Origin of the sequence: Ferrovibrio sp. (genome assembly GCF_017994015.1) — a bacterium.
In the GTDB taxonomy this organism is placed as follows: Bacteria; Pseudomonadota; Alphaproteobacteria; order Ferrovibrionales; family Ferrovibrionaceae; genus Ferrovibrio.
Genome location: NZ_JAGOLP010000040.1, coordinates 17,035 through 28,914, shown reverse-complemented (window position 1 = coordinate 28,914; position 11,880 = coordinate 17,035). Strand labels below are relative to the sequence as shown.

Annotated in this window: 13 protein-coding genes; 9 read left to right on the top strand and 4 right to left on the bottom strand. The window is 61.2% G+C overall.

The features are described from left to right. On the top strand, window positions 1-317 hold a 317-nt coding region (locus KBB36_RS15780), incomplete at its 5' end, for an ATP-dependent helicase C-terminal domain-containing protein (protein ID WP_290982943.1). 99 nt (window positions 318-416) lie between these two features. Further along, entirely contained in the window at window positions 417-1,433 is a 1,017-nt protein-coding gene (locus KBB36_RS15775) for a response regulator transcription factor (protein WP_290982940.1), read from the top strand. Between the two features lie 266 nt (window positions 1,434-1,699). Here the strand turns inward: KBB36_RS15775 and soxZ are convergent, their stop codons facing one another. From soxZ to KBB36_RS15755, 4 genes are all read right to left on the bottom strand, one after another. Beyond that, on the bottom strand, window positions 1,700-2,029 hold the full coding sequence (soxZ, locus tag KBB36_RS15770) for a thiosulfate oxidation carrier complex protein SoxZ (protein ID WP_290982938.1): 330 nt from the start codon (window positions 2,027-2,029) through the stop codon (window positions 1,700-1,702). A gap of 16 nt (window positions 2,030-2,045) precedes the next feature. After that, complete coding sequence (locus tag KBB36_RS15765; protein WP_290982936.1) at window positions 2,046-2,507, bottom strand: thiosulfate oxidation carrier protein SoxY; 462 nt, start codon at window positions 2,505-2,507, stop codon at window positions 2,046-2,048. 25 nt (window positions 2,508-2,532) lie between these two features. After that, window positions 2,533-3,168: a TerC family protein gene (locus tag KBB36_RS15760; protein WP_290982934.1), complete on the bottom strand. Its 636-nt coding sequence runs from the start codon at window positions 3,166-3,168 to the stop codon at window positions 2,533-2,535. A 116-nt stretch (window positions 3,169-3,284) separates the two neighbouring features. Next, window positions 3,285-3,935, bottom strand: a complete 651-nt coding sequence (locus KBB36_RS15755; RefSeq protein WP_290982932.1) for a TerC family protein — start codon at window positions 3,933-3,935, stop codon at window positions 3,285-3,287. A gap of 174 nt (window positions 3,936-4,109) precedes the next feature. On the opposite strand from KBB36_RS15755, the gene hutG reads away from it, so the two are divergent. The 7 genes from hutG to phoU all read left to right on the top strand — a co-directional run bounded on the left by hutG (window position 4,110) and on the right by phoU (window position 11,876). Then, entirely contained in the window at window positions 4,110-4,910 is an 801-nt protein-coding gene (hutG, locus tag KBB36_RS15750) for an N-formylglutamate deformylase (protein ID WP_290982930.1), read from the top strand. Beyond that, on the top strand, window positions 4,898-6,289 hold the full coding sequence (locus KBB36_RS15745; RefSeq protein WP_290982928.1) for an ATP-binding protein: 1,392 nt from the start codon (window positions 4,898-4,900) through the stop codon (window positions 6,287-6,289). Before hutG ends, KBB36_RS15745 begins: the two co-directional genes overlap by 13 nt. Window positions 6,290-6,488: 199 nt before the next feature. Continuing rightward, window positions 6,489-7,532, top strand: a complete 1,044-nt coding sequence (locus KBB36_RS15740) for a PstS family phosphate ABC transporter substrate-binding protein (protein WP_290982926.1) — start codon at window positions 6,489-6,491, stop codon at window positions 7,530-7,532. Window positions 7,533-7,622: 90 nt separating this feature from the next. Beyond that, window positions 7,623-9,005, top strand: a complete 1,383-nt coding sequence (gene pstC / locus KBB36_RS15735) for a phosphate ABC transporter permease subunit PstC (RefSeq protein ID WP_290982924.1) — start codon at window positions 7,623-7,625, stop codon at window positions 9,003-9,005. A gap of 52 nt (window positions 9,006-9,057) precedes the next feature. Continuing rightward, window positions 9,058-10,326: a phosphate ABC transporter permease PstA gene (pstA, locus tag KBB36_RS15730; protein WP_290982946.1), complete on the top strand. Its 1,269-nt coding sequence runs from the start codon at window positions 9,058-9,060 to the stop codon at window positions 10,324-10,326. An 18-nt stretch (window positions 10,327-10,344) separates the two neighbouring features. Continuing rightward, window positions 10,345-11,127, top strand: coding sequence for a phosphate ABC transporter ATP-binding protein PstB (pstB, locus tag KBB36_RS15725; RefSeq protein WP_290982922.1), 783 nt, complete (start codon window positions 10,345-10,347; stop codon window positions 11,125-11,127). 29 nt (window positions 11,128-11,156) lie between these two features. Next, on the top strand, window positions 11,157-11,876 hold the full coding sequence (gene phoU, locus KBB36_RS15720; protein ID WP_290982920.1) for a phosphate signaling complex protein PhoU: 720 nt from the start codon (window positions 11,157-11,159) through the stop codon (window positions 11,874-11,876). Window positions 11,877-11,880: the final 4 nt, after the last annotated feature.

Sequence of the window (11,880 nt, the reverse complement as noted above, 5' to 3'; positions counted from 1 at the left end):
GCCATTGGCGGGTGCCAACCGGCAATTCACTGCCGATTGATTACACGGCGGGTGACGTGCCGGTGCTGGCCGTGCGGTTGCAGGAGATGTTTGGCGAGCGCAGCACACCGGCGATTGCCGGCGGAAGGGTGAAATTGCTGCTGCATCTGCTGTCGCCGGCGCGACGGCCATTGCAGGTGACCAGCGATCTGGCCGGCTTCTGGCAATCCAGTTACCGCGCTGTGCGTGCGGAAATGCGCGGACAATACCCGAAGCATCCCTGGCCCGAAGACCCCGCCAATGCCACGCCAACCGCACGGGCCAAGCCGCGCGGCTGAATGCTGCCACTGCATGACACGCGCATAACATTGTAGTGACAGCGCGTTGCACGTGCTGATCGCTTGTTGCGGCGCAGCAGTGGCGGTAGGATTAACGCCATGAACCCAGAGTATCGGCGTGACATACGGATTCTGTTCGGCGATGCGAATAGCGGCATGCGTCAGCTATATCGGCAGGCGCTGAGCGGCGCTGGATTCACCGGCCTGCGTGAATTTGACAGCCTGGCCGGCTTTTCCGATCTGCTGGCCGTGTCGCGGCCCGATCTGCTGCTGCTGGATGCGGCTATGCCCGGTGGCGATGCCTGCGCGGCGTTACGCGCCATGCGCCATGGCCGGCTTGGCAACAATCCTTTTCTGCCGGCGATTCTTACCACCTGGGAAGCATCACAAAACATGGTGCGGGCCGCAGTGGATTCCGGCGCTGATGATCTGCTGGTCAAGCCGCTCAATACCCGCACATTGATCGAGCGTATTGAGGCATTGGCCACGGCGCGTAAACCCTTTGTTGTGACGGCGGATTATATCGGCCCCGACCGGCGCAAGTCGATTGATCGTGGCGGCAGCGAAATCCCGCTGATCGAAGCGCCCAACATCCTGCGCGCCAAGCTGCTCGGCGAGCCGGTTGATGCGGCGCAGAATCAGCAGGCGCTGGCGGCAGCGCAGGAGCAGGTGCAAAGCCTGCGACTGCGGCAATCGGCCTTCCGCATTGCCTTCGTGGCGCAGCAGGTGGTGCCGGCCTATCGCAAGGGCATGGTGGAACAGGCAACGCGCGCGTTGCTCACCGATCTGATTGAATCGGTGGAGGAGATCGCCCGCCGCGTCGCCGATACCGAACTGGCGCATATCGGCAAAATCTGCGACCCGCTGCTGCTGACGGCGCGCCATATTGCTGCTGGCAGTCTGTTGCTTGGCGCCACGGCGGAAGGCCGCAAGCAGCTTGATCTGCTGCAAACCCTGTCTGAGGCGGTGCTGGCCTTCTTCAATCCAGGCAAACAGGCCAATGCGCTGGCACAGGAAGTGGCGCTGGCGGTGGAACGCTATCGCGCCCGCATGGCGGCACGGACTGCCGCAGCCGCCGCGGCGGCAGCCTCACCGGACGAAGCGCCGCCCGGTTAGAGCACGCTGCGAATAGATTGACGCGCTGCGTTGCGTCTGGAGGCGGTAGGCCGATAGGAGAAGCTCGCAGCAGGTACCTTGCGGTACCTGCAAGCGTTTCGACGACGCGGATGCCGCCTCCAGGCGCAACCCGAGAGGGGCCGGGCGCTTTTGCGTTTTGCGCGCGTCGCCCGGCTTGGCCGTAGTCCCACTACGCCCGGCGCCGGGCTCCTCCGCAAAACGCAAAATCGCCGCGGCGCAGTGCATCAATCTAATCGCAGCGTACTCTAAATTACGGTGATGCTGTGCGTGGTGGCGTAGATGCTGCCATCGTCATCGGTCCAGGCGAATTCCAGCTTGCCCGATTCCGTGCATTTCAGGAAAAAGTTCAGCGTCGGATTGGCGGCAATGCCGGGTTCAAGCTTGGCATCGAATACCAGCTTGCCATTATAGCGGCAGGTGAAGCGGTTGATGATCTGGCGCGGGATCAGCTTGCCTGCGGCATCACGGCGCTGGCCGGATTCCATCGCATGGCTCACCAAGGTGCGGATTTCCACGACCTCGCCCTTCTTGGCGCTCTGCGGCACCCGGATGCGGGGTTTGACGTCCTGGCTCATACTGCGCCTGTTCCGCTCAATTGCTACAGCCGCCGATGGTGACGGTGACGGCGCGGCTGGCGCTCCAGCTCGTGCCGTCGCTCATTTCCGCCACTACGATCAGGTTCTGCGTTGCCGCCATGCGCATGCGGAAATACACCTCGGCCTTACCCGAGGCCGGCGTGAGCATGAAGCTGGCCACGCCGGGCTGCGGATTGGCATCCGAAATGACATGGATCGTCCGCACATGATCCGCCTCGGTCATCGGACTATCAACGCTCACCGTCACCGGCACGGTATTGCCATTCTCGGCGATATCCTGGGTCTTGATTGTGACCCGGCCGGCCCTGGGCTGGCTTTTCACCAATTCAGCCAGCAGGCGACGCGCATCTTCAGGTGCCGCCTGAGCCAAATTTGGCAGCAATGCCGAGGCCAGCGGGCCAGCGCCCAGCAGCACCAGCGCCTTGCGGCGGCTGGGGCTGGATGGCTGCACTGGCATCGCTGGTTCCGGTGTCATTGTTACGTCAGGTCTTGGGCGCGAAGGCGTTCAGCACCTGGAAACCGCCATTGTAGATCATTTCGGCAGCCACATAGACGATGATGAGCAGGCCGATATAGGCGATCCAGTGATAACGGTCGAGCAGGCGTGCGATGAACTTCGACGCCACGGCCATCAGCGCAATCGAAAGCACCAGGCCGAAGGCCAGGATATAGGGATGCTCGCGCGCCGCGCCGGCCACCGCCAGCACGTTATCCAGCGACATCGAGACGTCGGCCATGATGATCTGGATGATGGCTTCGCGCTTGCTCTTGGGCGCCGGCTTCTCGTTGGCAGCTTCGCCACTCTCGCTCTTGGCCTGATGGCGCAATTCGCGCCACATTTTCCAGCTGACCCAGGCCAGCAGCAGGCCGCCAGCGAGCGTCAGGCCGATGATTGACAGTAGCTGCACCGCCACAGCCGCAAAACCGATGCGCATCACGGTGGCTGCCATGATGCCGTAGAAGATGATCTTGCCGCGATCAGCGACAGGTAGGCCGGCCACCGCCATGCCGATCACAATCGCATTGTCGCCCGACAACACGATGTCGATCATCAATACCTTGAGAAAAGCCTCGATATGCGACGCTTCGATAACATAGCCGAAGAGGGAAAAATCCATGTCTGGTCTGCCTGCCATGCAATAGGGATCGCAGGAGTTATCAAATTAACCGGCCATAAACAATCCCTGACTGGCTGCCCGGCCCCGGCCGTCCATAAACGCATACCACAAAAAATTTACTGTAAATTAATGTGCAATTTCTCATCCAGGTGCGTTGCCGCCAGCACCTGGATACCGCCATCCCATACCATCTCGAAGGCAACATAACAGATGATCGCCACGCCGACATAGCCGAGGAAACGGTAGCGGTCGAGCAGGCGGGCGATGAGATTGGAGGCTACGGCGGTGAGGGCGATCGACAGGATCAGGCCGAAAGCCAGGATATAGGGGTATTGCCGCGCTGCGCCAGCCACCGCCAGCACATTGTCGAGCGACATCGAGACATCGGCGATAATGATTTGCACCACTGCCTGGCGTAACGATTTGGGTCCATCCGAACCATCCCCGTCACCATCTTCGCCGCTTTTGGCGCGCAATTCCTGGGCCATTTTCCAGGCCACCCAGAAGAGAAGCAGGCCACCGATCAGGATCAGGCCGATCACCGCCATCAGTTGCACGGCGACGGCGGTGAAGATCAGCCTTAGTCCGGTGGCGCCGATGATACCCCAGAAGATACCCCGATTGCGTTGGGCCTCGGGCAAACCGGCCACCGCGAGGGCGATGACGATGGCATTGTCGCCGGACAGCACGATGTTGATCGTGATGACTTCGAGAAAGGCGCCGATTTCAGCGGGCGAAAGCGTAAAGCCGAAAAACGAGAAATCCATGGTGCTGCGGGTCCGGGAGCCGTATACAGATTGGCCAGCAGCATAGGCGATGCAGCAGCCGGACCAAAACCCTGTTGATTAATAATTTATATTAATATCAATAGTTTATGAGAAATTTCCGGATGTAATAAATTGTGTCGCATCTAGTTGTTATGATTCACGTGGAAGAAAAGCATGAACAACAGCACCGCCTTATATGATTTTTTCCCGGGCAGCCTGCCGCTGCTGGTGAATGTACCACATTGCGGCACTGGACTGCCGCAGGATCTGGCCGAGCGGATGACTCCGGCCGCCCTGGCGGTGCCCGATACCGACTGGCATGTGGAAAAACTCTACGATTTTGTCACCGGCCTGGGCGTTGGGCTGATGGCGGCCAAGCTGTCACGCTATGTGGTTGATCTCAACCGCGACCCGGAAGGCAAGCCGCTTTATCCCGGTGCCGATAATACCGAACTCTGTCCAAGCCGCAGTTTCGGCAATCAGCCGGTCTATCTGGATGGCAGCAGCGTTGCGCCAGCCGAAATGGCCGAAAGGCGGGCGTTATACTGGCAGCCCTATCATGACCGTCTGGCCGCAGAGCTGGCGGCGCTCAAGGCGCGGCATGGTTTTGTGCTGCTGCTGGATGGCCACAGCATCCCCAGCATGGTGCCGCGTTTCTTCGAGGGCCGGCTGCCGGATCTCAATCTTGGCACCAATGACATGCAGAGCTGCGATGCCGGCCTGGCAGCGCAGGCCTATGCCGCCTTGCAGCGCGATACACGGTTCAGCCATGTGCATAATGGTCGCTTCAAAGGCGGTTATATCACCCGGCATTATGGCCGCCCGGCCGATGGCATGCATGCGCTGCAACTGGAGCTGGCGGAGATCTGTTACATGGATGAGGCGCAGCCGCAGCCCTATGATGCGGCCCGCGCGGCGCCGCTGATTGACGTGCTGCGTGGCTTGGTGGAGGCATTGTTGCAATGGCGACCGTGAAAAGCAAAGTGCCGCTGGCGCGTTGGCTGGCGTTGTCGATGCTGCTTGGTCTGCCACTTTTGCTGGTGCTGGGCCTGGCGGTGATGCGCGCGGCCCTAAGCTGGCGTGAAGCCTTGCTGATCGGCCTGCCGGCTTTCGCCGTGCATCTGGCCTTTGCCTATTGGCATTCGCGCACTGTGCGCCGCGCCCTGGAGCGCGCCGAGGGGATCCTGAGCCATGAGCCGCGCCCGCCTTCGAGCTGGGATGCCTGGACCATGCTGGGTGAGCTGGATGCTACGGTGGAGCGGCTGCGTCGCCATCTGCTGAGTGAAAAAGGCCAGGTGGCGCTGCAATCCACCACTGCGGATGCCATTCTGAGCGCGCTGCCCGATCCTTTGCTGGTGCTGGATCAGGGCCGCCGCGTCACCCGCGCCAACCACGCCGCGCGCCGACTGTTCGGCAATGAAATGGTGGGGCAAGACCTGTCGCTGGCGCTGCGTCACCCAGCTGCCTTGGAAGCGGTGGATGCCGTGCTGGCCGGCCAGGAAGCACTGATTGCGGTGGATTTCACCTTGCCCACGGCCGAGGGGCGCAGTTTCTCGCTGCGCGTGGCAGCGCTGCCGGTAGTGGGCAATACCGCGCCGGATGCCACGCCTAAGGACATGGCGGCGGTGCTGGCGCTGCATGACATCACGGCGTTGCAGAAGGCCGAGCGTATGCGGGCGGATTTTGTCGCCAATGCCAGCCATGAATTGCGTACGCCGCTGGCCAGCCTGGTGGGCTTCATCGAAACCCTGCTCGGTCCGGCCCGCGATGATGAACCAGCGCGGATTCGTTTCCTGGGCATCATGCGCGACCAGGCGGCGCGCATGGCGCGGTTGATCAACGACCTGTTGTCGCTGTCGCAAATCGAGATGCGTGAGCATGACCGCCCCCGCGATGCTGTAGCGCTGGCGCCTTTGCTGCGCGATCTGGCCGAAGGCTTGCAGCCACAGGCCGCCGCCAAGTCGGTAACACTTCGGCTGGAGCTGGATGAGACCGCGCCGCCCGCCTTGGGTGCCCGCGATGAACTGAGCCAGGTTTTCCAGAATCTGATCGATAATGCGGTGAAATATGGCCGCAACGGCAGCCAGGTGACAGTGGCTTTGCGCCGGCATGACGAACTGGGCCTGGAAGTATCGATAACCGACCAGGGCGAGGGCATTCCGAAACAGCATCTGCCGCGCCTGACTGAACGCTTCTATCGAGTCGACTCGGCACGCAGCCGGGAACTGGGTGGCACCGGCCTTGGCCTGGCCATCGTGAAGCATATTGTCAGCCGTCACAGAGGGCGGCTTGTCATTGAGTCAGAAGTCGGGATCGGCTCTGTATTCTCTATTAGATTGCCTTTTGTTCGATAATTGTTCAGATACCTTTGAAAAACCTGTCGGCGATTGTCATACGCCTGCAACAATAGAGTCACATCTATGTCACCGCGCATCGGTAGGGTCCGCGCCGTCAGCCGCAGCGGGTCATAGCGAAACCGCAAGCTGACGAAGAAGCGCGCAGCCAGGGTGTTCCGCCCGGCCGCACGCCCTGCCACTTAAGAGAGGTTTCACCGTGATCAAGCAGACTCTCCTCCTGGCGGCCCTGGCGACGACCGCGTCGCTCGGCCTTGCCGATCAAGCTTCCGCCCAGGCCGCGCGCGACCAGATCCGCGTGGTCGGCTCCTCCACCGTCTATCCCTTCACCACCACTGTGGCCGAGCGCTTCAGCCAGACCGGCGGCTTCAAGGCCCCGATCGTGGAAAGCACCGGCACCGGCGGCGGCATGAAGCTGTTCTGCGGCGGCGTTGGCACCCAGCATCCGGATTTCACCAATGCCTCGCGCGCCATCACCAAGGCCGAGTTTGAGCAATGCGCCGCCAATGGCGTGAAAGAAATCGTCGAGATGAAGGTGGGCTTTGACGGCATCGCCGTCGCGATGAAAAAGGGCGGCCCGAAGGTCAACCTGAAGCGCGAGCATATCTGGCTGGCGCTGGCCGCGCAGGTGCCGGTGAACGGCCAGCTCGTTGCCAACCCCTACAAGACCTGGAAGCAGATCGATGCCAGCCTGCCGGATTGGAAGATCGAAGTGATGGGCCCGCCGCCGACCTCCGGCACCCGTGACAGCTTCGTTGAGCTGGTTATGGACCATGGCTGCAAGGCATTCCCGGAAGTCAAGGCGATCACCGACAAGAAGGCTCAGGCCACTGCCTGCGCCAAGATCCGTGAGGATGGCGCCTTCATCGAAGCCGGCGAGAACGACAATCTGATCGTGCAGCGTCTGGCTTCGGGCAGCACCGGCCTGCTCGGCGTGTTCGGTTATTCCTTCCTGGAAGAGAATGCCGACAAGTTGCAGGGTCTGATGGTTGATGGCGTTGAACCCGATTTCGACACCATTTCCTCGGGCAAGTATCCGGTTTCGCGCCCGTTGTTCGTTTATGCCAAGAAGGCCCATGTCGGCGTGGTGCCGGGCATGAAGGAATTCATTGCCGAGTATGTTTCCGACCGCTCGATGGCGGCTGGTGGCTATCTGGAGAAGAAGGGCCTGGTGGCGATGCCGAAGGCTGAGCTGGAAAAAGTCCGCTCGCAGGTGCTGAGCCTGACCAACCTGGCGATGTAAAGCCAAAGGCCGGCGGCTGGGAATCCAGCCGCCGGCAGCTTTGCCTGGTTCCGTTTCGCGTTTCATCAAACCAGCGCCGCTGGGGGCATAATGTCGATATCGTTGTTGCTGGCGGTTCTGCTGATACTAACCCTGGCTGGCTATCTGCTCGGCCGTCGCCGCGCCATGAGCAGCGCAGGTGGCAAAATCACCAACCTGCACAGCCTGCCTACCTTCTACGGCTGGTATGTGGTGATCTGGTGCGGCCTGCCGGCTGCGCTGCTGTTCCTGCTCTGGGTTGCCGCCGAAGATAGTGTGGTGCGCCTGCTGGTGCAGAATGCGCTGCCGCCTGAGTTGCTGGCGCAGCGCGCCGACCAGCTTTCGCTCACCATGTCGAATGTGCGCAATATCGCCTATGGCCTGGTGCCGATGGATCGTGCCGATCCTGTGCTGCGCCAAGTGGCTGAACATTACATCAGCCTGCGCCAGACCGGCGATGCCGCTTTGTGGCTGCTGACATTGTGCCTGTCGATTGGCGGCATGCTGCTCGGCCTCAAGCGCCTGTCGCCAAAGTTCCGCGCTCGCAATCAGGTTGAGCGCGTTGCCAATTGGATGCTCATCATTGCCTCCGTGCTGGCGGTGTTCACCACCATCGGCATTGTGCTGTCGCTGGTGTTTGAAGCCAGCCGCTTCTTTGCCAAGGTCAACCCGCTCGAATTCCTGTTTGGTCTCACCTGGTCGCCGCAGATGGCAATTCGTGCCGATCAGGTCGGTTCCTCGGGCGCATTTGGCGCGGTGCCGCTTTTCGCCGGCACGCTGCTGATCGCGGCCATCGCCATGATCGTGGCAGTGCCGGTTGGCCTGATGAGCGCAGTGTATATGGCCGAATATGCGCCGCAGGGTCTGCGCGCCTGGGTCAAGCCGGCGCTGGAAGTGCTGGCCGGCATTCCCACCGTAGTCTACGGCTTCTTCGCCGCCCTTACTGTAGCGCCCTTTGTGCAGCGCCTGGGCGAAGGCATCGGGTTGCAGGTCGCCTCGCAATCGGCGCTTGCTGCCGGCCTGGTGATGGGCATCATGATCATCCCGTTTGTCTCGTCGCTGTCTGACGATGTGATCAATGCGGTGCCGCAAAGCCTGCGCGATGGCTCCTATGGCCTCGGCGCAACACAATCGGAAACCATCAAGCGGGTGATCCTGCCGGCCGCTTTGCCGGGTATTGCCGCCTCAGTGATCCTGGCCTTCAGCCGTGCGCTGGGTGAAACCATGATCGTGGTGATGGCCGCTGGCCTGGCTGCCAATATCACCGCCAACCCACTGGCCGCTGTCAGTACGGTGACGGTGCATATCGCCGCCCTGCTGGTGGGCGATCAGGAATTTGACAGTCCTAAGACCCTAGCTGCCTTCGCCCTTGGCCTGGTGCTGTTCGTTGTCACTCTGTCGCTCAATATCGCCGCCCTGCGCATCGTGAAGAAATATCGAGAGCAATATGACTGATATGGCCGTGGAGAATTCTGCTATCGCTGCGGCCTCTGGCACCGGCAAGCACATGACCGAGGCGGCGACCCGCCGTCTCAAGGCGCGCTATGCCGCTGAACGCCGCTTCCGCTTGATCGGCTTGGCCGCCATCGTGTTTTCGCTGGCTGCCCTGGCCGTGTTGTTGACCACAATTCTGAGCAACGGCTTCACAGCTTTCCGCCAGACCCATGTTCGGCTTGAGATCGAATTCACAGCGGACCAGGTGGCGCCTCCCGGCACCACCGATCCGCGCCAGATCATGCAGGGTAATTACGGCGCATTGATCCTCGCTGCGTTGCAGCAGCGCTTCCCGGAAGTACGCAGCCGGGGCGAGCGGCGGCAATTGCAGGGCCTGATCAGTGCCGGCGCAGAATCGCAGCTTGGCCGCATGGTGGTGGCCGAGCCCGGCCTGATCGGCACCAAGCGCCAGGTCTGGCTGCCGACGTCCTCGGATGTGGATGTGTTCGTGAAAGGCCAGGTTGATACCGGGGCTGCCGAGGGTGAGCGCAAGATCAAGGACACACAGGTTAAGTGGATCGAGGCCTTGAGGGCCAGCGGCGACCTGGAATTACAGTTCAACACCCGTTTCTTCACCGGCGCCGATAGCCGCGAGCCGGAACTGGTCGGTGTCTGGGGCGGTGTGGTGGGTTCTTTCTACACATTGCTGATCACGCTGATCGTGGCTTTCCCGCTTGGCATCATGGCGGCGATCTATCTTGAGGAATTCGCCCCCAAGAACCGCTGGACCGAGATTATCGAGGTCAATATCAACAACCTCGCCGCCGTCCCTTCGATTGTCTACGGTCTGCTTGGCCTGGCGGTGTTTATCGGCTTTTTCGGTATGCCGCGTTCGGCGCCGCTGGTTGGTGGCCTGGTGCTGGCGCTGATGAGCCTGCCGGTGATCATTATCGCCGCCCGTGCCGCCTTGCGCGCCGTGCCACCCTCAATCCGGCAGGCCGCGCTCGGGCTTGGTGCCTCGCCGTTGCAGGCGGTGCTGCACCACGCCTTGCCGCTGGCGATGCCGGGCATCCTCACCGGCACCATTATCGCCATGGCGCATGCGCTGGGTGAAACTGCGCCGCTTTTGATGATCGGCATGGTGGCCTTCATTGTTGATGTTCCGGTTTCGCCGGTGGATGCCGCCACCGTGCTGCCAGTGCAGGTCTTCATGTGGGCCGATAGTGCTGAGCGTGGCTTCGTGGAAAAAACATCGGCGGCGATTATCGTGCTGCTGGTTTTCCTGCTGCTGATGAATCTTGCAGCGATCCTGCTGCGGAAAAAGTTCGAGCGTCGCTGGTAATCAATAGGAAAGCCTCCCATGCCCAATAGTCAAACCGCCACCAACACCGTGAAGATGTTGGCCCGCAAGGTCGACGTGTTCTATGGCGACAAGCAGGCGCTGAAGCAGATCGATCTTGATATCCCGGCCAACTCGGTCACTGCGCTGATCGGCCCGTCGGGTTGCGGCAAGTCCACCTTCCTGCGCTCGCTCAACCGTATGAATGACACCGTGCGCGGCTGCCGCGTTGATGGTGAAATCCGCCTCGATACGCTGGATATCTATGACGGCGATGTGGATGTGGTGCAGTTGCGCGCCCGCGTCGGCATGGTGTTCCAGAAGCCGAACCCGTTTCCGAAGACGATCTATGAGAATGTCGCCTATGGCCCGCGCATCCATGGCCTGGCCGAGAATCGCGACGAGCTGGACATGATCGTGGAAAAGAGCCTGAAGCAGGCCGGCTTGTGGAAGGAAGTGGGCGACCGCCTCAATGAAGCCGGCACCGGTCTTTCCGGCGGCCAGCAGCAGCGTCTCTGCATCGCGCGCGCGCTTGCGGTCTCGCCCGAGGTGATCCTGATGGACGAACCCTGTTCGGCGCTTGACCCGATTGCCACCGCGCATATCGAGGAGCTGATCGACGAATTGCGCGAAAACTACACCATCGTGATCGTTACCCATTCGATGCAGCAAGCGGCGCGCGTGTCGCAGAAAACCGCTTTCTTCCATCTTGGTATCCTGGTGGAAGCGGGTGATACCAAAACCATCTTCACCAATCCCAGCGACGAACGTACCCAGGGTTATATCACCGGGCGCTTCGGCTGACGCCGCCCCCCGGACAAGCGAGGACCGCCATGACCAATGCCAGCCACACCGTCAAAGCCTATGACGAGGATCTCAAGCGCCTCGGCACCATGGTGGTGCAGATGGGCGGCCTTGCCGAATCGCAGCTTGCCGCAGCCGTCGAGGCTGTGGCGAAGCGCGATTCAGACCTGGCCGCCGAAGTGGTGAAGGGTGATGCCAAGGTGGATGCCCTGCGCAACCAGCTTGACGAATTCGCCATCAATCTGCTGGCTTTGCGCCAGCCGATGGCGATTGATCTGCGCATCATCGTTTCAGCGCTGCGGATTTCCTCGGAACTGGAGCGTATCGGCGATTATGCCAAGAATGTTGCCAAGCGTTCGCTGGTGCTGAACCAGGCGCCGGTGGTGCGGCCGGTCAATGCCGTGCCGCGCATGGCGGCGCTGGTGCAGGCAATGATCAAGGACACTCTGGACGCCTATATCTCCGGCGATGCCGCCAAGGCCGATGCGGTCTGGCTGCGCGACGAGGATGTGGACGACATGTATAACAGCCTGTTCCGCGAATTGCTGACCTACATGATGGAAGATCCACGCTCCATCACCGCCTGCACGCATCTGCTGTTCATCGCCAAGAATATCGAGCGTATTGGCGACCACACCACCAACATCGCCGAACTGATCCATTATTCGGTGAAGGGCGAGATGCTTAAGGATGAGCGCCCGAAGGGCGACCAGACCAGTTTTGCATCTGTCGAAAAGGCAGGGGAGTAATCCG